The following is a 22,696-nucleotide window of genomic DNA, read 5'->3' on the forward strand; positions in this document are numbered from 1 at the left end:
GGCGCCCGGACTGTGCTCATCGAGGAGTTATCCAGGCATGGCTATCAGTGTGTTCGACCTGTTCAAAATCGGTATCGGCCCCTCCAGTTCCCATACCGTCGGCCCCATGCGCGCCGCCGCGCTGTTCGTCCAGGCCCTGGGCCAACGGCAGCAGCTGGAGCAGGTGCGGCGGATCGAGGTACGGCTGTACGGGTCGTTGTCGGCCACCGGCATCGGCCATGGCAGCGATAACGCGGTGATCATGGGCCTGATGGGCGAATGGCCGGACGCGATCGACCCGTCGCTGATCGGCACCCGCATCGACTTGCTGCGGGAAACGTCCACCTTGCTGCTGGACGGGCGCCTGCCGCTGCCGTTCGTCTGGTCCCGGGACATGCTCCTGCTGGAGCAGAACCTGCCGTTCCATCCCAATGCCATGACCCTGGTGGCCGAAGGCGAGGGCGGGGAACTGCATCGCGGTACTTATTATTCGGTGGGCGGCGGTTTCGTCGTCGACCAGGCCCAGGCCGACAGCGGTGTGGCGGACCTGGACCGCAGCGAACTGCCCTATGATTTCTCCAGCGCGGTAGAGCTGCTCGAACTGTGCCGCAGGCACAACCTGCGGGTGGCCGAGCTGATGCTGGCCAACGAGAAGACCTGGCGCTCGGAGGAAGAAATCCGCAGCGGGTTGATGGCGCTCTGGCGGGCCATGCAGGACTGCGTGGAACAAGGCCTCAAGCACGAAGGCACGCTGCCGGGCGGGCTCAATGTACGGCGCCGGGCGGCCAAGCTGCACCGAAGCCTGCAGGAGTTGAACAAGCCCAATGTGATCGGCTCGACCCTGAGCGCCATGGAGTGGGTCAACCTCTATGCCCTGGCGGTCAACGAAGAGAACGCCGCCGGCGGGCGCATGGTCACCGCGCCCACCAATGGTGCGGCGGGGATCATCCCGGCGGTGCTGCACTACTTCATGAAGTTCAGCGAGGAGGTGACCGACGCCAACGTGGTGGACTTCTTCCTCGGTGCGGCGGCCATCGGCATCCTGTGCAAGAAGAACGCCTCCATCTCCGGTGCCGAGGTCGGTTGCCAGGGCGAGGTCGGTTCGGCCTGTGCCATGGCGGCGGCAGGCCTGGCGGAGATTCTCGGCGCCAGCCCCGAGCAGTTGTGCAACGCCGCCGAGATCGGCCTGGAGCACAACCTCGGCCTGACCTGCGACCCGGTGGGCGGGCTGGTGCAGGTGCCCTGCATCGAGCGCAACGCGATCGCCGCGGTGAAGGCGATCAATGCCGCGCAGATGGCCCTGCGGGGCGATGGCCAGCACTTCATTTCCCTGGACCGGGTGATCCGCACCATGCGCGATACCGGGGCCGACATGCACGACAAGTACAAGGAAACCTCCCGCGGCGGCCTGGCGGTCAGCGCCGTGGAGTGCTGAGCCGCCAGCCGCTGCGCGCAAACGGCCCATCGGCGCGGGAGGACGCCACCTTTTAGCGCGTCGTGATTAGACAAGTGGCCCACGGGGCCAGCGGACATTCCCGTTCGTCGGCCCGTTGCGCTTTGAGTGACACTCGGCTGTGGCCTGCACGCGCGACGGCTCTACGAGTGCTACCTAACTGCTCACCGTCCTCGGTCGGCATCCGCCGGCCTTCCCCCGCGCACTGCTTATCCGCACTCAGGCAAGGGCTATATAGACACGTCGCGACGTCGTTTTCAGGAGTTATTGAATGCCCATTCAACTTTAGGCATGGCAATTGCTCTGTGATGACCAAGCCGGTTTCCATCGAGGGACGGGCACCAATAAAAAGAGCCTCCGCCTGAGGCCATCACCCGCTTTGTGTGAGGAGATATCGCGATGACGTCGTTCAACTCCGGGGCCCAACCCCAGAACCGTGCGCCTCAATCCATCGGTTTCTTGCTGCTGGATAATTTCACGCTGATTTCCCTGGCCTCCGCAGTCGAACCACTGCGCATGGCCAACCAACTGTCCGGTCGCGAGCTGTATCGCTGGACCACCCTCAGCGTCGATGGCGGCCAGGTCTGGGCCAGTGATGGCCTGCAAATCACCCCCGACGCCTCCATGCACAAGGCTCCCAGCCTGGATACCGTGATCGTCTGCGGCGGCATCGGCATCCAGCGCACCGTCACTCGCGAACATGTGTCCTGGCTGCAGAGCCAGGCCCGCCAGTCCCGGCGCCTCGGCGCGGTGTGCACCGGCAGCTGGGCCCTGGCCTGCGCCGGCCTGCTGGACGGCTTCGATTGCAGCGTGCACTGGGAATGCCTGGCGGCGATGCAGGAAGCCTTCCCCCGGGTGGCCATGAGCACCCGGCTGTTCACCCTCGATCGCAACCGCTTCACCAGCTCCGGCGGCACCGCGCCGCTGGACATGATGCTGCACCTGATCAGCCGCGATCACGGCCGCGAGCTGTCGGCGGCGATCTCGGAGATGTTCGTCTACGAGCGCATCCGCAACGAGCAGGACCACCAGCGCGTGCCGCTCAAGCACATGCTCGGCACCAACCAGCCCAAGCTGCAGGAAATCGTCGCGCTGATGGAAGCCAACCTGGAGGAGCCGATCGACCTCGACGAACTGGCGGTGTACGTCGCGGTATCGCGCCGGCAGCTGGAGCGCCTGTTCCAGAAGTACCTGCACTGCTCGCCATCGCGCTACTACCTCAAGCTGCGCTTGATCCGGGCCCGGCAACTGCTCAAGCAGACGCCGATGTCGATCATCGAAGTGGCCTCGGTCTGTGGTTTCGTCTCCACCCCGCACTTCTCCAAGTGCTACCGCGAGTATTTCGGCATTCCGCCACGGGACGAGCGCATCGGCTCCAACACCACCCAGCAGGTGGCGATGATGCCGCTGCCCCAGGCCATGGTCCTGGCGCCACTGTCGGGGCCGCTGTCGGCCCTGAGCCAGGCACGCAACGAGTCGACCTTCGCCAGCGTGCGACTCTAGGCGCGGTTGCAGGCAGCCCCGGTCACAGGGCTTTCTTGAAGTACACCACGCGCTCGGTTTCCTCGAAGCCAAGCGCGCGGTGCAGGGCGTGGCTGACCAGGTTGTCCAGGCTGGCGTCCGAGGCGATTTCCACGCAGCCCTGCTGCCGTCCCCATTGACTGACCTGTTCGATCAGGCGCTGGGCCGTGCCCTGGCGCCGGTGCTCGGGAGCGACGTAGATACCTTCCAGAAACACCACCGGCGAGCTGTCGGTGCCATTGACGTAGTCGTGGCGCAACGACGCCTCGGCCAGGCCCAGTGTTTCACCGTCGGCGGCCTGGGCCAGCCAGCAGCCGTAGCGTGCGGGCTCGGCGAGCATCTGGCGAATTTCTTCCTGGTGTTCCTCGGGTGGGCAGTGGGGCCACAGGCCCAGGCGCAATTGCAGCCAATGGCCGGGATCGGCGGCTTGGCCGGGCAGGATACGGATCATGGGCGGTTGCCTGTGCAGTACAAAGAGGTGCGTACTCTAGCAACCGGCCCACGGCCCTGGGGCGATTCAGGCGCGTTTTTGCTGTTGGTACTCGGCCAGGGCCGGCAGCAACTGGCGATCGATGGCCTGGCGCACGGCAGGAAGAATGGTCGCGTTGCCGGTGAGCATCTGCTCGACCATGCCCTTGAGGGCCTTGGCCCGGGCATCGCTCAGCCCCCGAACCGCACATTCGCAGGCCTGCTCGGCACTGGCGCCTGCGGGCATCTCGAAACCCAGGGCCCGGAGTTGCCCCAGCAGGTCGTCCTGGTCAATCAAATCCGCATGCATCATGGCGCTTGTCCTTGTTCAGGGAGTGGAGTCGCCAGCCGATTCTGGTAGGGCGTCCGGGTGGCGGCAAGGGCAGATTGTCGCGATGGCCCGTTTACCTATGAACAGGTCGTTTTCGGCTAAGTCGGCCCCGTGGACTTGCCTGAATGCCTCGCCGCCAGGTCGCAGAAACCGTCACTGCAAACGTCGACCACAGGTATCCTGCACCAGCGACCGACGGGTGGCCGCCGATCCGCAAACCATGGAGCAGGAATCGATGAAAGTGCTGCTAGCAGGGGCCCTGGCATGGGGGTTTTCCAGTGGGGCCTGGGCGGGCCCAGAGTGTGCCGACTTTCTGCGGGCCGACGCCGATCCTCCTAAGGTCCTCGAGTTTGTCGGTTGTGAGTCCGTGCCCCAGGAGCAGGGCGCGCCGTTGATCGCCGCCTACCGAGTCGAAGGCCGGCATGCCCACGCAGTGGAGCGTTACCTGCAGCGCCTCACCGGGGACATGAGCGACTTGAAGTTCGTCTGCTGTGGCTGGGAGACCCAGGGCTCCAGCTCCTATCGGAGCCTGGCCAGCGGCCGCCGCTACGAGCTGGGCATGGGTTCCGAAGAAACGCCCTATAACCGCCGGGAAGACTGGGACAAGATCGGTTACTTCCATGTGAGGGTAGTGCTGTACACCGAGGAGCCTTGAAGCGTCCGCGATGGCCCTTTTACCTATGGGCAGGTCGCATTCGGCTAATCGGCGCCCGGGCAGAGTGGGCAGACTGGAGCCAGCTAACGGCAGAACGGTTTGGTCACCTTCTCACCGCAGCTCCTCAGCAGTAGTCCCTGCCTCGATCCTGTCACGGCTTGATCGGGGCTTTTTTATGCGCTTGGCGGTTATGCGATAGTGCGCCTGGTTCAACTTTCGCGAGATTGCCCATGGATGAGGAAGCGCCAGTGTCGGACAAGGTACTGAACAAGCTGATCGAGACGATTTCCAACGGCTGCGGCCACCTGTACCGGCCCATCGGCCTGCGTCGTGATGCCGATGCCCAGGCCTATAGCGTGCTGAAGCTGGGCCAGGCCACGACCGAAGCGGAAATCCAGCGTGAAGAGGCGTTGCTGGCGGCGGACCACCAGCGCCGTTCGGTGATGCTCCAGCATGAGGAAGAGCTGGCCCGGCGCAGCGCCAAGCGCAGGTTGCACCAGGAGCTGTTGAAGCAGGAAAACCTCGAGCGGATCTTTGCCCAGGCCCTGGAAAACCCTCCCGAGTCGGCGGACGAGCAAAGTGTCGACCAGGATTGGCTGACCGACTTCGTCGAGCGTGCGCAGAAGATCTCCTCGCAGCAGATGCAGGCGCTCTGGGCCAGGATCCTGTCCCTGGAAGTGGGCAATCCGGGCAGTTTTTCCGTGCGTGCGATGGACGTTCTCAAGAGCATGACCGCCGCCGAAGCGAACGCTTTTCGCAAGTTGTGCGCGATCGCCAGCAAGCTGGGCAAGGGCAGTGCCCCGGTGGTCCTGGTCAATGGCCGACGCAAGCTGCGCTGGTTCAATGCCCTGGCAGACATCGATTTTCAAGACCTGGAATTGCACCGCTGTGGCATTCCCCTTACAGACCAGCTCGCACTCCAGGCACTGGGCCTGATCCATGCCAAGGAACTGTGCATTTCCGATCTGCCAGCGGCCACCGTGCTGGATTTCGACCTCTACTCGAAGTCCTTGCGGGTTGAAGTGTTGAAGAACAAGTCGACCCTGGCCTTCATCAACTTCACCGGCGTGGGCGCCGAGCTTTACCAGCTCGTGGATGAGGAGGTGAACCCCAAGTACGTCGAGTTGCTCCAGGACAAGTTGCAGAAGGTCGCCAAGGTCGAACTGATCGACCGTCCCTGAGCGTTGGCCGCTCAGCGTTGCAGCACCAGGATCCTGGACAGCAGTTCGTCACGGTCGATGTAGCAGCCCTGGAAGTGCCGGGCGCCACTGGCCGGGTCGAAAGCATTGCGCGCATGCAGGGTACGTCGATTGTCGAAGCACCACAGCTGCCCCGGTTCCAGGCGCCGCACCAGGCGAAAGCGCGCCTGGCGGGTCAGGGCGATCAGGTTTCGATAGGCGTGGTACAGGCGGGGCATCTGTTCTGGTGGTGCATCGAAGGGGGCGCGCAGGAAGTTGGCCATGCGGATCTCCGCCACCTGGCCCAGGGCGTCCAGGGCGATGATCGGCGCCAGGCAGCGATAGTCGCTGTGGCGATCCTTGTTGCGAAATTCCACGGGGATTTCGCTCAGGGTGCGAAACGCCTCGGGGTCTTCCCGGCGCAGGGCCTCGGCGATGGCGAAACCGTCGACGAAGATGCTCTCGCCGCCCGCCGCGTCGTTCACCAGGCAGTGCAGGAACTGCAAGCCCGGTTGCAGCTCGCGAGTGGGCAGGTCGCTGTGCAGCGGCAGGTTGAAGGCGGTGTAGGCATTGCTGTCGGCATCGGCCTTGGATTGCACGTTGAACAGCACGCCGAAGTTGCTTTCACGGATGAACGAGATCCGTCGGGCAATCGCTGCCAGCGCCCCGGGTTCGGTCGGCGCCCCCCGGACCTGGGTCAGGCCGATATCGCGCACCGCCAACAGCCATTGCAACAACGCCTGGGGATCGTCCATCACCGCCTGGTATTCGAAGACCGGCAGTTGCAGGCTGTTGTCCCATAACCGGCTGTGGGCCCTGGCCACGCGGCGCTCCTCCCGCGACTGCGGGTCATAGGCGTGGGCCCGCAACCAGCCTGGGTCGAAACGGCTCTGGTGGCCATCCTGCCAGATCACTTGCAGGCAACCCTGGTGGTCGATTTGCGCGCTGGAGCACGCCAGGTCCTCGGGCACATCGAGGATCTCCAGCACCTGCTCGCGGGTCACCGGATAGACGCATTGGGGGCAGGAGCAGTTGTCCCGCAGCCAGGGGTGGTGGAAGGGGCTCCAGCGACCGTCGGCCCACTGCACCAGGACCTGGTCCGGCAAGGCCTGGACGGTGGCCAGCGCGCTGATCAACGGATAGCTGCGGTAGTCGGCAAAGGCGGCGGTGTGCACGGCGATCTCCTTTTCGGGTTGGGGGTTACTTCTGCGCGGGCAGGCCGATCACCCGGCCGATCCAGGCCGGAGGTGGCAGGTCCGCCTGTGCGGTTTGCAGGGCCGCAAGCCGTTGCCGCACGGCGTCGGTGAACGGCGCCGAATGCGGCCCGGCGAGGTCGACGTGGAGCAGCATCTGTTCGTTGCCGGCCAGCTCCCGGGCGTCATCGGCCTGGTGCAGGCTGTGGTACAGGTGCAGGCGCTTGTGGTCGTGGCCGATGATCTGGGTGCGTACTTGCACCTCGGTGCCGAGCTTCACTTCGTGGAGGTAGTTCAGGTGCAGTTCCAGGGTGAACAGCGAGTGGCCGCTGGCCTCACGGTTGTCGCTGTCCAGCCCCAGGCAGTCCATCAGGGCATCGGTGGCGTAGCTGAAGATCAGCAGGTAGAAGGCGTCGCGCAAGTGGCCGTTGTAGTCGACCCAGTCGGCGCTGATGCGGGTGTTGTAGGTAGTCAGTGCAGGCATGGCAGGGGCTCGGGCAAGGGGCAGTGGAATCCCGGGGCCGCTGCCGAAGGCTCCAAGGCGCCCGGCAGTGGCTTGCAGGAGGCGTTATTCGCTGAAACTCATGCCGTGCCTGGCCTTGGTGTCCTTCACCGCCTCCAGCACCGCCAGCAGGCAGTCGTCGCGATAGCGCTCCAGGGCGGCGATGCTGTGCGTGCCCAACTGCTCGGCGGTGCCTTCGACCACGTCGTCGATCAGCTTGTCGGTCAGCTCCGGGGCCGGCAGGTAGGTCCAGGGCAGTTGCAGCGCCGGGCCGAACTGGGCCATGAAGTGGCGCATGCCGGCATCCCCGCCCGCCAGGGTGTAGGTGAGGAAGGTGCCCATGAATGACCAGCGCAGGCCGGCGCCAAAGCGGATCGCATCGTCGATCTCGCCGGTGCTCGCCACCCCGTCGTTGACCAGGTGCAGGGCTTCGCGCCACAGGGCCTCGAGCAGGCGGTCGGCGATGAACCCCGGAACCTCCTTGCGCACGTGCAACGGGCGCATGCCCAGGGATTGGTAGACCTGGATCGCCGCTTGCACGGCCTCTGGCGCGGTGCGCTTGCCGCCCACCACCTCCACCAGCGGCAGCAGGTACACCGGGTTGAACGGGTGGCCCACCACGCAGCGTTCCGGGTGGGTCGAGCCTTCGTAGAATTCGCTGGGCAGCAGCCCCGAGGTGCTGGAGCCGATCAGCGCATCGGGCTTGGCCGCCGCACTGATCTTGCTGTGCAGCTCCAGCTTGAGTTCCAGGCGTTCCGGGGCGCTTTCCTGGATGAAGTCCGCGTCACGCACGCATTCCTCGATGGTCGCCACGAAACGCAGGCGGTCCTGGGAGGCACCGGGCGCCAGGCCGTTCTGCTGCAGTGCGCCCCAGGCATTGGCCACCCGCTGGCGCAACGCTGCCTCGGCGCCTGGAGCCGGGTCCCAGGCCACCACGTCCAGGCCATGGGCCAGGGCGCGGGCTACCCAGCCGCTGCCGATCACGCCACTGCCCAGGGCAGCGAAGGTCTTGATGTCGGTGATAAAACGCATGGCAATGTCCTGATGGTCAAAAAATGGAGGTATCTGTAGCCGCTGCCGAGCCTGCGAGGCTGCGTCCGGCGGCTTAGCCGTCGTGAAGCCGGACGGCGCGGTGTGCCAGGTAACCCATGGTTGCTGTTGTGGCGGCTGTGTTGCCGCCGTGCGCAGCCTTGTACAAGGCCGGAATGGTCAGCCGCGCTTGTTCAGGCCCATCTTCCGGCGGCCCTCGGCCGGAGTCAGGACCCGTGCTCCCAGGCGGCTGAGGATCTCGCTGGCGCGCTCCACCAACTGGCCGTTGGTTGCCAGCACGCCCTTGTCCAGCCACAGGTTGTCTTCCAGGCCGACTCGCACGTTGCCGCCCAGCAGCACGGCCTGGGCGGCCATCGGCATCTGCATGCGGCCGATGCCGAAGCCGGCCCAGACCACGTCCGGCGGCAGGTTGTCGACCATGGCCTTCATGGTGGTGGTATCGGCCGGGGCGCCCCAGGGAATGCCCAGGCATAGCTGGAACAGCGGGTCGTCCAGCAGGCCTTCCTTGATCATCTGCTTGGCGAACCACAGGTGGCCGGTATCGAAGATCTCCAGCTCGGCCTTCACCCCCAGTTCCTGGATACGCTTGGCGCCGGCCCGCAGTTGGGCCGGGGTCGAGACGTAGATGGTGTCGCCGTCGCCGAAATTCAGGGTGCCGCAGTCCAGGGTGCAGATCTCCGGCAGCAGCGCCTCGACGTGGGCCAGGCGCGCCAGCGGGCCGACCAGGTCGGTATTGGGGCCGAACTCGGTGGGGCGTTCCCCCGGGCCGATCTCCAGGTCGCCGCCCATGCCGGCGGTGAGGTTGACGATGATGTCGACGTCGGCTTCGCGGATGCGCTCCATGACTTCGCGGTACAGCGCCACATCGCGGCTGAACTTGCCGGTCTGCGGATCGCGGACGTGGCAGTGGACCACGGTGGCCCCGGCCTTGGCGGCTTCTACCGCGGCGGCGGCGATCTGCTTGGGGGTGATGGGTACATGGGGACTCTTGGCGGTGGTATCGCCGGCCCCGGTGAGTGCGCAAGTGATGATGACGTCGTGGTTCATGGTGCAATTTCCTTACAGGCGTGTTTGCTGGGGGCGTGGCGCTGCCGTGCGCGGCCCTGGCGGGCGGCGCGAGGGCACAGGTCTTCAGGTCATTGGCGGGTCAGTTGCAGGTGCTCGATGGCCGGCTTGCCGTCGAAGGTGGTCACCCCGTCGAGCCAGCGCTGCTGGTCTTGCGGGTGATCCTTGAGCCACTGCCGGGCGGATTCCAGGGCGTCCTTGTGGTCCAGCAGCGGCTGCATCATGCGGCTCTCGTCCTCGGCGCTGAAGGTCAGGTTGGCCAGCAGCCGGCTGACATTGGGGCACTGTTGGGCATAGCTGGGGGCCGTGACCGTCCAGACCGTGGCCCGGCCTTCATCGGGCCCCAGGGCGTTGTCGCTGCCGGAGAGGTAGGTCATCTGCACGTTGACGTTCATCGGGTGCGGCGCCCAGCCGAAGAACACCACCGCCTCCTTGCGCCGTACCGCGCGGTCCACCGCGGCGAGCATGCCGGCCTCGCTGGACTCCACCAGCTGGAACTTGCCGAGGCCGAACTGGTTCTTGGCGATCATCGCCTTGATCTGGGTATTGGCGCCGGAGCCGGGCTCGATGCCGTAGATCTTGCCGCCCAGCTCCTTCTCGAAGCGGGCGATGTCGGCGAAGCTCTTCAGGCCCTTGTCCGCCAGGTAAGTGGGCACGGCGAGGGTGGCGCGGGCATCTTTCAGGCTGGGCTGGTCGAGGACCTTGACCTGGCCGGCCTCGACGAACGGGGTGATGGTCTGGGTCATCAGCGGGTTCCAGTAGCCCAGGAACAGGTCCAGGCGCTGGTCGCGGATGCCGGCGAAGATGATCTGCTGCGAGGCGCTGGTCTGCTTGGTCTTGTAGCCGAGGCCGTCGAGCAGGACCTGGGCCATGGCGCTGGTGGCGATCACGTCGGTCCAGTTGACCACGCCCAGGCGCACGTTCTGGCAACTGGCGGCATCGGCGGCCATGGTTCCGGAGCTGAACAGGAGGGTACCGCTAAGAGCCAGGACGCAACGGCTGATCAGTCGTTTCATGAGGGTTTCCTCGGCAGGTCGTTATTGTGGGCCCGGCGTCTTCGTGCGCCGGTGATGCCACGTTACGCAGCTGGCGGGTTGCGAAAACGCACAGCGGCGACCGGCTCTTGCACTGCAGCGACCTCGCGTCTTGAAGCCACCCGGGAAACGGCGTATCACAATGGCCACGCCGCCCGTCCTCCGAGTGCGTCCCATGTCCCAGGATTTCTACTTCTTGCTGTTGCCGGGGTTCTCGGCCATCGGCTTCATCTCGGCCATCGAGCCTTTGCGGGTGGCCAACCGCTTTCGCGGCGGGCTGTATCGCTGGCATGTGTTGAGTGTGGATGGCGGGGCGGTGCTGGCCAGCAACGGCATGTCGGTCAACGCCGATGCCGCGCTGGAGCCGTTGAAGAAGGGCGCTACCTTGCTGGTGGTGGCCGGGTTCGAGCCGCTGCGGTCCTTCGGTGCGGCCCTGGAGCACTGGCTGCGGCGCCTGGATGGGGAAGGGGTGACCCTGGGCGGGATCGACACCGGTAGCGTGGTGCTGGCCGAGGCCGGGCTGCTGGAAGGGCACCGGGTGGCCCTGCACTGGGAAGCGATCGACGCCTTCAAGGAGTCTTATCCACAGCTGAGCGTCACCCAGGAACTGTTCGAGATCGACCGCCGGCGCATCAGCTCGGCTGGCGGCACGGCGTCCATCGACATGATGCTCGACCTGATCGGCCAGGCCCACGGCCCGCAGTTGGCGATCCAGGTCAGCGAGCAGTTCGTGCTGGGGCGCATCCGTCCGCGCAAGGACCACCAGCGCATGGAGGTCGCCAGCCGCTACGGCATCAACAACAAGAAACTGGTGCAGGTGATCGGCGAGATGGAGCGGCACAGCGAGCCGCCCCTGAGCACCCTGGCCCTGGCCGAGTCGGTGAAAATCACCCGGCGCCAGTTGGAGCGCCTGTTCCGCCTGCACCTCAACGACACGCCGAGCAATTTCTACCTCGGGCTGCGCCTGGACAAGGCCCGCCAGTTATTGCGCCAGAGCGACCTGAGCGTGCTGGAAGTGAGCATCGCCTGCGGTTTCGAATCGCCGTCCTACTTCACCCGCAGCTACCGCGCGCGGTTCACTCGCTGCCCCCGGGAGGACCGACAACACAGCCAGAAGGCCTGAGAGCCTGTCCACGATCTGCTGCGCTTAGCCCATGGGGCGTTAAAAAAGGCTTTGAAATGCTCAATCAGGACCCTGAATTGCGCTTTCTCAGGCATTTTTGCCTGGCCTGAACGTCGCTCGCTAGACCTTGAGCAGGCTCTGAGCTGCCCTGTTGGTGGGCGCGAAGCGGGCGCGCGATGCAGGCAACCCATAGGGTCAGGCCGTACGCCATCGCGGGCCAGTCGGATCGCCGCCCGCTCGCTTCTACAGATACGCGGACTACTTCTTCAGCAGCGCCGCGCAGGCTGCCTTGTAGGCCTCGTGCTGGTACTTGTTGAGGCTCGCCGGCAGCTCGTAGCCGTGCTTTTTGTGCTGGGCGGTGAGGGTCTGGGGCGACAGCAGGGTCACCTCGCAATTCTCCAGCAACTGGAACACGCCCTCGATCTTGAAGGTGGTGGGGCCACCGGCGAACTCGCCTTTCTTGCTGCGCTTCTTGATGGCGATCCGGGTGATGCCCTGCTCGCGGACAAAATCCCGCACCTGGGCGGCGAAGGTGCGCACGTTGGCCGCTTCATCGTCATCTTCCAGGGCGATCTTCTTCACGGCGATGGCCTGGTGTTCAAGCGTGCCGCCTTGCAGGGAGGCGAGGGCGAAGATGGCTTCGCTGCCCTTGATCTCGATACCGCAAATGCTCATGGGGAATCCTTGTGAAAGTCGTTGGCTGGCGCGCAGCTTACAGCTCCAGCTGGTCGGCGCGAATGCCGAATGCCGAATGCCGCGGCGCGGCCGAGACTTGTATTTCCTCCACGACAGAAGCTTGTCCCTTTGTTGCCCCTCTCTCTAGCGGGCGGGTGGCGGTCCGCGACGGTCCACTTCGTACACCCGGCTGTGCAGCAGGCGCTCCTTGAGCCAGGTACCGGCCTGGCCCAGGGGGCTTTGGCGTGCCCAGAGCAGATCGACGCCTATCTGCCAGTCGCCGTGGAACGGGTCGGCCAGGTGCAGTTCCACCAGTTCGCCCCTGGCCAGCTCGCGCTGGACCAGTTGCCGGGGCAGGGCGGCCCAGCCGAGCCCGGCACGCAGCATTTCCAGCAGTGCGTGCTGGTCCTGTACCTGCCACAACCGCAGGCAACGCAGGTACTCGCTGCTGGGGGGCTGCTGGCTGGGCAGGCTGGAGGCGCACAGGCGCCGGTGCTGCTGCAAATCGTCGGCGCTCAGAGGGTTGCGCTGCGCCAGGGGATGATCCGGGCGGCAGGCATGCACCAGGTGCAAGCGGCCCACTTGCTGGAACTCCAGCGCCTGGGGATAACCAGGCGCTGAGGGGGCCAGGCCGAGTGCTGCCTCACCCCGGGCTACCAGTTCACTGGCACTGCTGGAGTGAGGCTGGCGCAGCAGCAGGTCAACCTGGGGGAAAGCCTGCTCGAACTCGCGCAGCAGCGGCAGCAGTGGGCCGCAAGGGGCCTGGATCGCCAGCGTCAGTTGCGGCTCCGGCTCCTGGGACAAGCCATCGGCGCTGGCTTGCAGGTCCTGGCAGCGTTCCAGCACCGCCTCGGCCTGCAGCAGGATTTTCCGACCAGTGGCGGTCAACGCCGGGCTGCGAGTGCTGCGGTCGAACAGCTCCACCTTCAGGTCGTCCTCCAGGTTGGCGATGGCCAGGCTGACGGTGGACTGGGTCTTGCCCAGCCGGCGCGCGGCGGCCGAGAACGAGCCGGTGCGGGCGGCCTGGACGAACATCTGCAGCTGATCCAGTGAAAAATCCATGGTGTCCCCCAATCCCTGGGCAAGAGCCCCTGGCCCTGCGTTGAACAGGCTGGCAGTCCAGGCTTTGCAGGGTATTCAAGCACAGCCTTGCGGCTCGCGAAGGGGCGGGGACGCTGGCGCGTCCCCGGATCGGCGCCAGGGGATCACTCCTGGGTGATGGACTCGATGAACTCCGAACGCTCGTCGCTCATGCGCGCCAGGCAATCGTTGCTGGCGATGTTGTAGGCCTTGCTGCCGGGCTTGGCCGGGAAGGATTCCACGGCGCAGTCGGCGTCGCGCTGCTTCTGCCACAGCTGCTGGGCGTTCTTGACCTTGGCGGTGATGTCGCCCAACTGGGCCTTGTCGTTGCCATACAAAGTGCCCAGGCGTTCCAGCAGGCTCTGCACGTTGTCATTGAGCAGTTGCTCGGCGGTGGTCCTGTTATAGGTCGCGCACTCCAGGGTCTGCACGTCGTTTTCCACGCCGTCGCAGGGCGAGCCGTCGGCCTCTTCGGCAGCCTGGGCGCCGCTCGCCAGCAGTATCAGGGCCAGGAAGATCGGTTTCTTCATTGCAGCGCTGCCTCTAATCCGGTGAAGCCTTGGTTGAAGCGGCGAATTCTGGCCCAAGGTTCGAGCAAAGAACAGAGCCTGCCCCGGGCCGCGTGAAAACTCCCGCCCAGGCCCAGCAGGCGATGCCCTCCCAGGCCCCTGGGCTGTGCTTTCGCGCCTGTTCGTGTCTGCTCTGGCGCGGTTTTCGCGGAGCCTGGCATGGCGCTTCGTCGGCGCTTGACGCTTTCGGCAAACCCCCTGTCGTTTTTGCACCGGGGCGCCCTGGTCCTCAGGCATATGCTGGCCCCAAAGCGCCGGCAGACGATTCGGCGCAGGAATCGCCAGATAAAAGGGGACAGCCTGATGAGCCCAGCCGAACTGCACGCCGACAGCATCGTTATCGACGGATTGATCATCGCCAAATGGAACCGCGAACTGTTCGAGGACATGCGCAAGGGCGGCCTGACCGCAGCCAACTGCACGGTGTCGGTCTGGGAGGGCTTCAAGGCCACCGTCGACCAGATCGCCGCCAGCCAGAAGCTGATCCGCGACAACAGCGACCTGGTGATGCCGGTGCGCACCACCGCCGACATCCGCAAGGCCAAGGAACTGGGCAAGACCGGCATCCTCTTCGGCTTCCAGAACGCCCACGCCTTCGAGGACCAGATCGCCTACGTGGACGTGTTCAAGCAGTTGGGCGTGGGCATCGTGCAGATGTGCTACAACACCCAGAACCTGGTGGGCACCGGCTGCTACGAGCGCGACGGCGGGCTGTCGGGTTTCGGCCGCGAGATCGTCGCCGAGATGAACCGCGTCGGCATCATGTGCGACCTGTCCCACGTCGGCTCCAAGACCAGCGAGGAAGTCATCCTCGAATCGAAGAAGCCGGTCTGCTACTCCCATTGCCTGCCTTCGGGCCTGAAAGAACACCCGCGCAACAAGTCCGATGCCGAACTGAAGTTCATCGCCGACCACGGCGGCTTCGTCGGCGTGACCATGTTCGCGCCGTTCCTGGCCAAGGGCATCGACTCGACCATCGACGACTATGCCGAGGCCATCGAGTACACCATGAACATCGTCGGTGAAGACGCCATCGGCATCGGCACCGACTTCACCCAGGGCCACGGCCAGGACTTCTTCGAGTACCTGACCCACGACAAGGGCTACGCCCGGCGCCTGACCAACTTCGGCAAGATCATCAACCCGCTGGGCATCCGTACCGTGGGCGAATTCCCCAACCTCACCGAGACCCTGCTCAAGCGCGGCCACTCCGAGCGCGTGGTGCGCAAGATCATGGGCGAGAACTGGGTGAATGTACTCAAGGACGTCTGGGGCGAGTGATGAACACCCCCGGAGCCTGCTGCGCCCACCGATAGCAGCGTCGCGTCCTCGCGACAGGCTCGCCGTACATGCGTACTGCCCTCGCCTGTCGCTGCGGGACTCCTTGCTCTCGGTGTGCTCACGACGGCTCCAGCGGTATTCACGCGAATTTTTTCCATGCAAAGCCAAGGCTTTGCCAAGCCAAGAATGAATTTCTGGAGTCAAGTTTCCATGGCCAAGATCGCCCCGCAACTGCCCATCGAAGTCGACAGCGAGACCGGCGTCTGGACGTCCGATGCCCTGCCGATGCTGTACGTGCCGCGGCATTTCTTCGTCAACAACCACATGGGCATCGAGGAAGTGCTGGGTGCCGACGCCTATGCCGAGATCCTCTACAAGGCCGGCTACAAGTCCGCCTGGCACTGGTGCGAGAAAGAAGCCCAATGCCATGGCCTGGAAGGCGTGGCGGTGTTCGAGCACTACATGAAGCGTCTCTCCCAGCGCGGCTGGGGCCTGTTCAAGATCCAGGACATCGACCTCGACCAGGGCACCGCCAGCGTCAAGCTCGAGCACTCGGCCTTCGTCTACGTCTACGGCAAGTGCGGGCGCAAGGTGGACTACATGTTCACCGGCTGGTTCGCCGGCGCCATGGACCAGATCCTGGCGGCCCGTGGCAGCAAGATCCGCACCGTGGCAGAGCAAGTCTACGGTGGTTCCGAAGAAGGGCACGACGACGGCCTGTTCGTCGTCAAAGCGTTGTAAGCGGAGTTCAAGACAATGGCTTTCGAAGCGATGTTCCAGCCGATCCAGATCGGCAAACTGACCATCCGCAACCGCGTGCTCAGTACCGCCCACGCCGAGGTCTACGCCACCGACGGCGGCATGACCACCGAGCGCTACGTGAAGTACTACGAGGAAAAGGCCAAGGGCGGCATCGGCCTGGCGATCTGCGGTGGCTCCTCGGTGGTGGCCATCGACAGCCCCCAGGAATGGTGGAGCTCGGTGAACCTGTCCACCGACCGCATCATCCCGCACTTCCAGAACCTCTCCGACGCCATGCACAAGCACGGCGCCAAGATCATGATCCAGATTACCCACATGGGCCGGCGCTCGCGCTGGGACGGCTTCAACTGGCCGACCCTGATGTCGCCGTCCGGGGTCCGTGAGCCGGTGCACCGCGCCACCTGCAAGACCATCGAGGTGGAAGAAATCTGGCGAGTGATCGGCAACTACGCCCAAGCCGCCCGTCGCGCCAAGGAAGGTGGCCTGGACGGCGTGGAGCTGTCGGCGGTGCACCAGCACATGATCGACCAGTTCTGGAGCCCGCGGGTCAACAAGCGGACCGACGAATGGGGAGGCACCTTCGAGAAGCGCATGCGCTTCGGCCTGGAGGTGCTCAAGGCGGTGCGCGCCGAGGTCGGCGACGATTTCTGTGTCGGCATGCGCATCTGCGGCGACGAATTCCACCCCGATGGCCTGTCCCACGAGGACATGAAGCAGATCGCCAAGTACTACGACGACACCGGCATGCTCGACTTCCTCGGCGTGGTCGGTTCCGGTTGCGACACCCACAACACCCTGGCCAACGTCATCCCCAACATGAGCTTCCCGCCGGAGCCGTTCCTGCACCTGGCGGCGGGCATCAAGGAAGTGGTCAAGGTCCCGGTGCTGCACGCGCAGAACATCAAGGACCCGAACCAGGCCACGCGCATCCTCGAGGGCGGCTACGTCGACATGGTCGGCATGACCCGCGCGCACATGGCCGACCCGCACCTGATCGCCAAGATCAAGATGGGCCAGATCGACCAGATCAAGCAGTGCGTGGGTGCCAACTACTGCATCGACCGCCAGTACCAGGGCCTGGACGTGCTGTGCATCCAGAACGCCGCCACTTCCCGTGAATACATGGGCGTGCCGCACATCATCGAGAAGACCAACGGCGCCAAGCGCAAGGTGGTGGTGGTCGGCGCCGGTCCTGCGGGCATGGAGGCTGCCCGGGTGGCGGCCGAGCGCGGCCACGACGTAACCCTGTTCGAGAAGAAAGAGGCGATCGGCGGACAGATCACCACCGCCTCCAAGGCTCCGCAGCGCGACCAGATCGCCGGCATCACCCGCTGGTACCAACTGGAGCTGGCGCGGCTGAAGGTCGACCTGCGCCTGGGTACCGCGGCGGACGCGGCGACCATCCTCGACCTGCGCCCCGACGTGGTGGTGCTGGCGGTGGGTGGCCATCCGTTCATCGAGCAGAACGAACACTGGGGCGCCGCCGAAGGGCTGGTGGTCAGCAGCTGGGACATCCTCGATGGCCGGGTCGCTCCGGGCAAGAACGTGCTGGTGTACGACACCATCTGCGAATTCACCGGGATGTCGGTCGCCGACTACCTGGCCGACAAGGGCTCGCAGGTGGAGATCGTCACCGATGACATCAAGCCCGGCATCGCCATCGGCGGCACCTCGTTCCCCACCTACTACCGCAGCCTGTACCCCAAGGAAGTGATCATGACCGGGGACCTGACCCTGGAGAAGGTCTACCGCGAGGGCGACAAGCTGGTGGCGGTACTGGAGAACGAATACACCGGCGCCCGCGAGGAGCGGGTGGTGGACCAGGTGGTGGTGGAGAACGGCGTGCGCCCCGACGAGGCGCTGTACTACGGGCTCAAGGACGGCTCGCGCAACAAGGGCCAGATCGACGTCGAGGCGTTGTTCGCGATCAAGCCGCAGCCTTGCCTGGGCGAAGCGGGCGACGGCTACCTGCTGTTCCGCATCGGCGATTGCGTGTCCCAGCGCAACACCCATGCCGCGATCTACGACGCCCTGCGCCTGTGCAAGGACTTTTGACGGCAGCGACAAGTTTCAAGCTGCAAGCGGCAAGTTGAAGCAGGTGTTCGGCAGTGCTTTTGCTTGTCGCTTGCCCCTGGCGTTCTGTAAGGACTTTTAGCCGCCGTTGCAGGTTTTGAGCGGCCAGCCAGAGCGAATGCTCAGCCTTGTTTTTTCTTGCCGCTTGAAGCTAGCCGCTTGCAGCTGACCTTAAGGTGACTGTGATGTTGAATACCCTTCTTCCCATCCTGCTGTTCGCTGCCCTGGGCCTGGCGGTCCTCGGCGCGTTGCGGCGCGCGGCCATGTGGCGCCGGGGGCGAGCCTCCAAGGTCGACCTGGTCGGCGGCCTGCTGGCCATGCCCCGGCGCTACATGGTGGACCTGCACCATGTGGTGGCCCGCGACAAGTACATCGCCAACACCCACGTGGCCACCGCCGGTGGCGCTGTGGCTTCCATCGTCCTGGCGCTGCTGGTGCACGGCTTCGGCCTGCACAACCGCGTGCTGGCCTATGCCTTGCTGCTGATGTCGGCGCTGATGTTCGTGGGGGCGATCTTCGTCTACCGGCGTCGGCGCAACCCGCCGTCGCGCTTGTCCAAGGGCCCGTGGATGCGCCTGCCCAAGAGCCTGCTGGCGTTTTCCGCGAGCTTCTTCCTGGTGACCCTGCCGGTGGCCGGGATCCTCCCCGAGCAGTTCGGTGGCTGGCTGCTGGCGGCGATCCTCGCGCTGGGCGTGCTCTGGGGTGTGTCGGAGCTGTTCCTCGGCATGACCTGGGGCGGGCCGATGAAACACGCCTTCGCCGGTGCCCTGCACCTGGCCTGGCACCGGCGTGCCGAACGCTTCGGCGGCGGTCGCTCCACCGGCCTCAAGCCGCTGGACCTGGAAGACCCCAGCGCGCCCCTGGGCGTGGAGAAACCCGTGGACTTCACCTGGAACCAGCTGCTGGGCTTCGATGCCTGCGTGCAGTGCGGCAAGTGCGAGGCGGCTTGCCCGGCCTTCGCCGCCGGCCAGCCGCTGAACCCCAAGAAGCTGATCCAGGACATGGTCGTCGGCCTGGCCGGTGGCAGCGATGCCCACTTCGCCGGCAGCCCCTATCCGTCCCTCGACGGTCGCGGCCAGCCGCTGGGCGAACACCACGGTGGCCCGCACCTGCCGATCGTCGCGCTGCAGGGCAAGGCCCTGGTGGATGCCGAGACTCTGTGGTCGTGCACCACCTGCCGGGCCTGCGTCGAGGAATGCCCGATGATGATCGAGCACGTCGATGCCATCGTCGACATGCGCCGCCACCTGACCCTGGAAAAAGGCGCCACGCCGAACAAGGGCGCCGAGGTGCTGGAGAACCTGATCGCCACCGACAACCCGGGCGGTTTCAACCCCGGGGGGCGGATGAACTGGGCGGCCGACCTCAACCTCAAGCTGCTGCCTGAAGTGAAGAGCACCGAGGTGCTGTTCTGGGTCGGCGACGGCGCCTTCGACATGCGCAACCAGCGTACCCTGCGGGCCTTCGTCAAGGTGCTGAAGGCCGCGGGCGTGGATTTCGCCGTGCTGGGCCTGGAAGAACGCGACAGTGGCGACGTGGCCCGGCGCCTGGGCGACGAGGCGACCTTCCAGCAACTGGCTCGGCGCAATATCCAGACCCTGGCCAAGTACCAGTTCCAGCGCATCGTCACCTGCGATCCCCACAGCTTCCATGTGCTGAAAAACGAATACGGCGCCCTGGGCGGTGACTACCAGGTACAGCACCACAGCACCTACATCGCCGAGCTGATCGCCGCCGGCCAACTCGATCTTGGCCGGCACAAGGGTGGCAGCGTGACCTATCACGACCCCTGCTATCTGGGCCGCTACAACGGTGAGTACGAAGCCCCGCGCCAGGTGCTGCGCGCCCTGGGGATCGAGGTCAAGGAAATGCAGCGCGCGGGTTTGCGCTCCCGCTGTTGTGGCGGTGGCGGTGGTGCGCCGATCACCGACATTCCCGGCAAGCAGCGGATTCCCGACATGCGCATGGAGGACATCCGCGAGACCGGCGCCGAGCTGGTGGCGGTGGGTTGTCCGCAATGCACGGCAATGCTCGAAGGGGTGGTGGAGCCCCGGCCGATGATCAAGGACATCGCCGAACTGGTGGCCGAGGCCCTGCTGGAAAGCGCGGCCCCGAGCAAGGCACCAGTGGTGAAAGCCGAACCTGCGGAGGTGCACTGATGAGCGAGATTATCCGCCGCGATCCCCGCGCCGAATGGATCGCCCGCAACCGCCTGCACCCGCTGCATGCGGCCATGCAACCGGCGCAGCACAGCTGGATGGGCCCCAATGGCCTGGTGCGCAAGAACCCCCACGGCATGGGTTTCGTCGGCCCCAACGGGCTCAAGCGCATCGATCGCAGCGGCGCCCAGCAAGGTGGCAGCAGCCACAAGCGCACGGCGGCGGTCGAGGTGCAACTACCGCTGCACCAGCTGGCGCAGCCAGCGTTCTACATCAACGTGGTGCCGGACATGGTCGGCGGCCGCCTGAGCAGCCACGACCGCGACTTGCTGGGCCTGGCCCGGCAACTGGCTGGCCAGGACGGCGCGGTGCTGGCGGTGGTGTTCGGCGAGCACAAGGAATCGAATTTCGCCACGGCCGGGGTCGACCGCCTGCTGGTGCTGCCGGGCAGCGAGTTCGACGGTTATGCACCGGAGCAACGGGTCCAGGGCCTGCGGGCTGTGGATAACCAGTTCAACCCGCGCCATTGGCTGCTGCCCGACAGCCGCAGTGGCGGTGGCGAATTGGGCCGGCGTTTTGCCGCGGCCCTGGGCGAACGCCCGGCGACCCGGGTCTGGCAGGTCAAGGAAGGGCAATGCATCGGCCGCGCCGGTGCGGGCCTGGAGGATCTGGCACGGCCTCTGCCACGGCTGATCCTGGCGGCGGCCGAATGTGCCGAGCCGGTCAGCGAAACCCGTCACGAAGCCTTGCCGGTGGAGTTATCCACAAGCGTGGCCCGCAGCCTGGCACGAATCGAGGATCTGGGCGCAGTGGCGGTGGACCCGGCGGCGATTCCCATGGCCGAGGCCGAGTTCATCCTGTCCGGGGGCAACGGGGTCAAGGACTGGGCACTGTTCCATCGCGCGGCCCAGGCCCTGGGGGCCACCGAGGGCGCCTCGCGGGTGGCGGTGGACGACGGCTTCATGCCCCGCGACCGCCAGGTGGGGGCCACCGGTACCTGGGTGACCGCGCGGGTCTACGTGGCTGTGGGGATCTCCGGGGCGATCCAGCACCTGCAGGGCATCGGCGCTTGCGACAAGGTGGTGGCGATCAACATGGACCCGGGCTGCGACATGATCAAGCGCGCCGACCTGGCGGTGATCGGCGACAGCGCCGCGATCCTCGAGGCGCTGATCGCCGCCGTCGAAGCCTACCGCAGCGCCGCCAAGCGCGATGCGGCTTGAGGGAACCCTTATGAACAGCAACGTGATCAGCCTGGTCTCCATCGGCGCGCATCCGACCTCCGGTCGGCCACGGCGTGCCGAACAGGATGCCCGGGCCGTGGAACTGGGCCTGCAATTGGCCGGTGGACAACTGCAGGTGCTGCACGCCGGCGACGCCGCCGAGCCGGCCCTGCGCGCCTACCTGGGCATGGGCCTGGAGCAATTGCATGTATTGGAGCAGCCGGCCGGCGCCGATGCCTTGCCAGCCTTGGCCCAGTACCTGCGCCATGCCGGGGCCCAGGTGGTGTTGACCGGCAGCCAGGCGGAAACCGGTGAAGGCTCGGGCATGCTGCCGTTCCTGCTGGCCGAGAACCTGGGCTGGCCGCTGGTGGTGGGGCTGGCCGAGGTGGAATCCCTGGAAGATGGCGTGGCCCATGTGCTGCAAGCCTTGCCCCGGGGCCAGCGGCGTCGGCTCAAGGTGCGCCTGCCGTTCCTCGCCACTGTGGATAACGCCGCGCCCAAGCCTCGCCAGAGTGCCTATGGCCCGGCACGGCGCGGGATGTTGCGCGCCGACCAGGTCATGGTGGTGGAGGACGAGTTGTTCACCGGCGCCAGCCTGCAGCCGGCCAGGCCAAGGCCCAAGCGCTTGAAGGTGATCAAGGCCAAGAGCGGCGCCGACCGCATGAAGGCCGCCACCGCCAAGGCCAGCGGCGGTACCGGCCAGGTACTCAAGGAGGTCAGCGCGCAAGCCGGGGCCGAGGCCATCTTCAAGTTGTTGCTGGAGGAAGGGGTGCTCCGCTAGGGCTGCACCGGTCGTACTAGCGCTATTGTGAGCAATCGAGCGTCGACCGGCTGCTCCTGCGGGGGCCTGGCTTGCAGTCCAGTTTGCACGGTTACTCACAATCCCTGTGCGCGGCTCTGTGGATAAGATGTTCGCGCCTTGCTCCAGCCCATGCAGAACAAGCCCCGCAGCCATCTGTACGAAATTTGATCAGGCTAACTTGTGGTTTTTCCTGGCTTTTTTCCGCGGTGTCGGACTCATCAGGGGGCAGTTGTGCACAGCAGTTGCCCCCAAAGTCTGTTGGCGCTTTTGTGGATAAGATGTTCGCTCAGGGCTGTAGCCCTTGCAGGACAAGGCTTGGCGCGAACTGATCAAAAAACACCCAAATCGTGATCCTGGCCCTGTCCTGGCGCTTGCAAGGCGGAATTTTCCTGGCCTGGAGGGCTTTTCCACAGAAATCGCGGGCAGCGGCTGTAGTTGCCCCCAAAGTCTGTTGGCCGATCTGTGGATAAGGTGTTCGCCTCGCGCTGTAGGCCATGTACAGCAAGGCTTACAGGGTTTT

21 protein-coding genes are annotated in these 22,696 nt (G+C 65.5%); 11 read left to right on the top strand and 10 right to left on the bottom strand.

Going from position 1 to position 22,696, the window contains the following annotated elements; all coding sequences use genetic code 11:
• The first annotated feature begins 37 nt into the window (after positions 1-37).
• Together GDH07_RS02470 and gbdR are read left to right on the top strand one after the other, a co-directional pair.
• Positions 38-1,414 carry an L-serine ammonia-lyase gene (locus GDH07_RS02470; RefSeq protein WP_152896606.1) on the top strand — a complete coding sequence of 459 codons (1,377 nt, stop codon included), beginning with the start codon at positions 38-40 and terminating at the stop codon, positions 1,412-1,414.
• A 417-nt stretch (positions 1,415-1,831) separates the two neighbouring features.
• Complete coding sequence (gene gbdR / locus GDH07_RS02475; protein ID WP_022641528.1) at positions 1,832-2,935, top strand: choline metabolism transcriptional regulator GbdR; 1,104 nt, start codon at positions 1,832-1,834, stop codon at positions 2,933-2,935.
• A 22-nt stretch (positions 2,936-2,957) separates the two neighbouring features.
• Here gbdR and aac(6') read toward each other — a convergent pair whose 3' ends face one another.
• Together aac(6') and GDH07_RS02485 are read right to left on the bottom strand one after the other, a co-directional pair.
• On the bottom strand, positions 2,958-3,404 hold the full coding sequence (gene aac(6'), locus GDH07_RS02480; protein WP_152896607.1) for an aminoglycoside 6'-N-acetyltransferase: 447 nt from the start codon (positions 3,402-3,404) through the stop codon (positions 2,958-2,960).
• A gap of 66 nt (positions 3,405-3,470) precedes the next feature.
• The gene (locus tag GDH07_RS02485) at positions 3,471-3,734 is read right to left on the bottom strand and encodes a hypothetical protein (RefSeq protein WP_015637320.1); all 264 of its coding nucleotides are present in this window, start codon (positions 3,732-3,734) and stop codon (positions 3,471-3,473) included.
• Between the two features lie 253 nt (positions 3,735-3,987).
• Between GDH07_RS02485 and GDH07_RS02490 the strand changes: the two genes are divergently transcribed.
• Together GDH07_RS02490 and GDH07_RS02495 are read left to right on the top strand one after the other, a co-directional pair.
• Positions 3,988-4,407 (top strand): DUF4952 domain-containing protein, encoded by a 420-nt coding sequence (locus GDH07_RS02490; RefSeq protein WP_022641526.1) that lies wholly within the window; start codon positions 3,988-3,990, stop codon positions 4,405-4,407.
• Positions 4,408-4,637: 230 nt separating this feature from the next.
• Complete coding sequence (locus tag GDH07_RS02495; RefSeq protein ID WP_152896608.1) at positions 4,638-5,588, top strand: TIGR03899 family protein; 951 nt, start codon at positions 4,638-4,640, stop codon at positions 5,586-5,588.
• An 11-nt stretch (positions 5,589-5,599) separates the two neighbouring features.
• Here the strand turns inward: GDH07_RS02495 and GDH07_RS02500 are convergent, their stop codons facing one another.
• The 5 genes from GDH07_RS02500 to GDH07_RS02520 form a co-directional block, all read right to left on the bottom strand.
• Positions 5,600-6,760, bottom strand: a complete 1,161-nt coding sequence (locus GDH07_RS02500; RefSeq protein ID WP_343038103.1) for a gamma-butyrobetaine dioxygenase — start codon at positions 6,758-6,760, stop codon at positions 5,600-5,602.
• A 25-nt stretch (positions 6,761-6,785) separates the two neighbouring features.
• The gene (locus tag GDH07_RS02505; protein WP_152896609.1) at positions 6,786-7,262 is read right to left on the bottom strand and encodes a thioesterase family protein; all 477 of its coding nucleotides are present in this window, start codon (positions 7,260-7,262) and stop codon (positions 6,786-6,788) included.
• A gap of 84 nt (positions 7,263-7,346) precedes the next feature.
• Positions 7,347-8,312: an L-carnitine dehydrogenase gene (locus tag GDH07_RS02510; protein ID WP_152896610.1), complete on the bottom strand. Its 966-nt coding sequence runs from the start codon at positions 8,310-8,312 to the stop codon at positions 7,347-7,349.
• A gap of 177 nt (positions 8,313-8,489) precedes the next feature.
• Positions 8,490-9,377 carry a 3-dehydrocarnitine:acetyl-CoA trimethylamine transferase CdhC gene (gene cdhC, locus GDH07_RS02515; protein ID WP_085594572.1) on the bottom strand — a complete coding sequence of 296 codons (888 nt, stop codon included), beginning with the start codon at positions 9,375-9,377 and terminating at the stop codon, positions 8,490-8,492.
• A gap of 89 nt (positions 9,378-9,466) precedes the next feature.
• Complete coding sequence (locus GDH07_RS02520) at positions 9,467-10,411, bottom strand: choline ABC transporter substrate-binding protein (RefSeq protein WP_085594574.1); 945 nt, start codon at positions 10,409-10,411, stop codon at positions 9,467-9,469.
• Positions 10,412-10,604: 193 nt separating this feature from the next.
• Here GDH07_RS02520 and GDH07_RS02525 point away from each other — a divergent pair, with 193 nt between their 5' ends.
• Positions 10,605-11,552, top strand: a complete 948-nt coding sequence (locus tag GDH07_RS02525) for a GlxA family transcriptional regulator (RefSeq protein WP_152896611.1) — start codon at positions 10,605-10,607, stop codon at positions 11,550-11,552.
• A 258-nt stretch (positions 11,553-11,810) separates the two neighbouring features.
• On the opposite strand, the gene GDH07_RS02530 is transcribed toward GDH07_RS02525, so the two are convergent.
• The 3 genes from GDH07_RS02530 to GDH07_RS02540 form a co-directional block, all read right to left on the bottom strand.
• A complete protein-coding gene (locus GDH07_RS02530) occupies positions 11,811-12,227 on the bottom strand; it encodes a DUF3010 family protein (RefSeq protein ID WP_022641519.1) in 417 nt (138 codons plus the stop codon).
• 144 nt (positions 12,228-12,371) lie between these two features.
• On the bottom strand, positions 12,372-13,289 hold the full coding sequence (locus tag GDH07_RS02535) for a LysR family transcriptional regulator (RefSeq protein WP_152896612.1): 918 nt from the start codon (positions 13,287-13,289) through the stop codon (positions 12,372-12,374).
• Between the two features lie 143 nt (positions 13,290-13,432).
• Positions 13,433-13,837, bottom strand: a complete 405-nt coding sequence (locus GDH07_RS02540; protein WP_152896613.1) for a lysozyme inhibitor LprI family protein — start codon at positions 13,835-13,837, stop codon at positions 13,433-13,435.
• Between the two features lie 342 nt (positions 13,838-14,179).
• Between GDH07_RS02540 and GDH07_RS02550 the strand changes: the two genes are divergently transcribed.
• The 6 genes from GDH07_RS02550 to etfB all read left to right on the top strand — a co-directional run bounded on the left by GDH07_RS02550 (position 14,180) and on the right by etfB (position 22,155).
• Positions 14,180-15,157 carry a dipeptidase gene (locus tag GDH07_RS02550; RefSeq protein WP_009682902.1) on the top strand — a complete coding sequence of 326 codons (978 nt, stop codon included), beginning with the start codon at positions 14,180-14,182 and terminating at the stop codon, positions 15,155-15,157.
• Positions 15,158-15,367: 210 nt separating this feature from the next.
• Complete coding sequence (locus GDH07_RS02555) at positions 15,368-15,898, top strand: DUF5943 domain-containing protein (protein ID WP_022641515.1); 531 nt, start codon at positions 15,368-15,370, stop codon at positions 15,896-15,898.
• 15 nt (positions 15,899-15,913) lie between these two features.
• Positions 15,914-17,974: a dimethylglycine demethylation protein DgcA gene (dgcA, locus tag GDH07_RS02560; RefSeq protein WP_152896615.1), complete on the top strand. Its 2,061-nt coding sequence runs from the start codon at positions 15,914-15,916 to the stop codon at positions 17,972-17,974.
• 203 nt (positions 17,975-18,177) lie between these two features.
• Entirely contained in the window at positions 18,178-20,151 is a 1,974-nt protein-coding gene (gene dgcB, locus GDH07_RS02565; protein ID WP_152896616.1) for a dimethylglycine demethylation protein DgcB, read from the top strand.
• Positions 20,151-21,374 (top strand): electron transfer flavoprotein subunit alpha, encoded by a 1,224-nt coding sequence (etfA, locus tag GDH07_RS02570; RefSeq protein ID WP_152896617.1) that lies wholly within the window; start codon positions 20,151-20,153, stop codon positions 21,372-21,374. The genes dgcB and etfA overlap by 1 nt, the downstream gene beginning before the upstream one ends.
• 10 nt (positions 21,375-21,384) lie before the next feature.
• Positions 21,385-22,155, top strand: a complete 771-nt coding sequence (etfB, locus tag GDH07_RS02575) for an electron transfer flavoprotein subunit beta (protein ID WP_152896618.1) — start codon at positions 21,385-21,387, stop codon at positions 22,153-22,155.
• Positions 22,156-22,696 lie beyond the last annotated feature (541 nt).

It is taken from the genome of Pseudomonas piscis (assembly GCF_009380155.1).
Lineage (GTDB): Bacteria > Pseudomonadota > Gammaproteobacteria > Pseudomonadales > Pseudomonadaceae > Aquipseudomonas > Aquipseudomonas piscis.

What these genes read in the sequence shown, in the direction of transcription:
- GDH07_RS02470 (WP_152896606.1), top strand. Translation starts at nt 38, where the DNA reads ATGGCTATCAGTGTGTTCGACCTGTTCAAAATCGGTATCGGCCCCTCC.
- gbdR (WP_022641528.1), top strand. Translation starts at nt 1,832, where the DNA reads ATGACGTCGTTCAACTCCGGGGCCCAACCCCAGAACCGTGCGCCTCAA.
- GDH07_RS02485 (WP_015637320.1), bottom strand. Translation starts at nt 3,734, where the DNA reads ATGATGCATGCGGATTTGATTGACCAGGACGACCTGCTGGGGCAACTC.
- GDH07_RS02490 (WP_022641526.1), top strand. Translation starts at nt 3,988, where the DNA reads ATGAAAGTGCTGCTAGCAGGGGCCCTGGCATGGGGGTTTTCCAGTGGG.
- GDH07_RS02495 (WP_152896608.1), top strand. Translation starts at nt 4,638, where the DNA reads ATGGATGAGGAAGCGCCAGTGTCGGACAAGGTACTGAACAAGCTGATC.
- GDH07_RS02505 (WP_152896609.1), bottom strand. Translation starts at nt 7,262, where the DNA reads ATGCCTGCACTGACTACCTACAACACCCGCATCAGCGCCGACTGGGTC.
- GDH07_RS02510 (WP_152896610.1), bottom strand. Translation starts at nt 8,312, where the DNA reads ATGCGTTTTATCACCGACATCAAGACCTTCGCTGCCCTGGGCAGTGGC.
- cdhC (WP_085594572.1), bottom strand. Translation starts at nt 9,377, where the DNA reads ATGAACCACGACGTCATCATCACTTGCGCACTCACCGGGGCCGGCGAT.
- GDH07_RS02520 (WP_085594574.1), bottom strand. Translation starts at nt 10,411, where the DNA reads ATGAAACGACTGATCAGCCGTTGCGTCCTGGCTCTTAGCGGTACCCTC.
- GDH07_RS02525 (WP_152896611.1), top strand. Translation starts at nt 10,605, where the DNA reads ATGTCCCAGGATTTCTACTTCTTGCTGTTGCCGGGGTTCTCGGCCATC.
- GDH07_RS02530 (WP_022641519.1), bottom strand. Translation starts at nt 12,227, where the DNA reads ATGAGCATTTGCGGTATCGAGATCAAGGGCAGCGAAGCCATCTTCGCC.
- GDH07_RS02535 (WP_152896612.1), bottom strand. Translation starts at nt 13,289, where the DNA reads ATGGATTTTTCACTGGATCAGCTGCAGATGTTCGTCCAGGCCGCCCGC.
- GDH07_RS02540 (WP_152896613.1), bottom strand. Translation starts at nt 13,837, where the DNA reads ATGAAGAAACCGATCTTCCTGGCCCTGATACTGCTGGCGAGCGGCGCC.
- GDH07_RS02550 (WP_009682902.1), top strand. Translation starts at nt 14,180, where the DNA reads ATGAGCCCAGCCGAACTGCACGCCGACAGCATCGTTATCGACGGATTG.
- GDH07_RS02555 (WP_022641515.1), top strand. Translation starts at nt 15,368, where the DNA reads ATGGCCAAGATCGCCCCGCAACTGCCCATCGAAGTCGACAGCGAGACC.
- dgcA (WP_152896615.1), top strand. Translation starts at nt 15,914, where the DNA reads ATGGCTTTCGAAGCGATGTTCCAGCCGATCCAGATCGGCAAACTGACC.
- dgcB (WP_152896616.1), top strand. Translation starts at nt 18,178, where the DNA reads ATGTTGAATACCCTTCTTCCCATCCTGCTGTTCGCTGCCCTGGGCCTG.
- etfA (WP_152896617.1), top strand. Translation starts at nt 20,151, where the DNA reads ATGAGCGAGATTATCCGCCGCGATCCCCGCGCCGAATGGATCGCCCGC.
- etfB (WP_152896618.1), top strand. Translation starts at nt 21,385, where the DNA reads ATGAACAGCAACGTGATCAGCCTGGTCTCCATCGGCGCGCATCCGACC.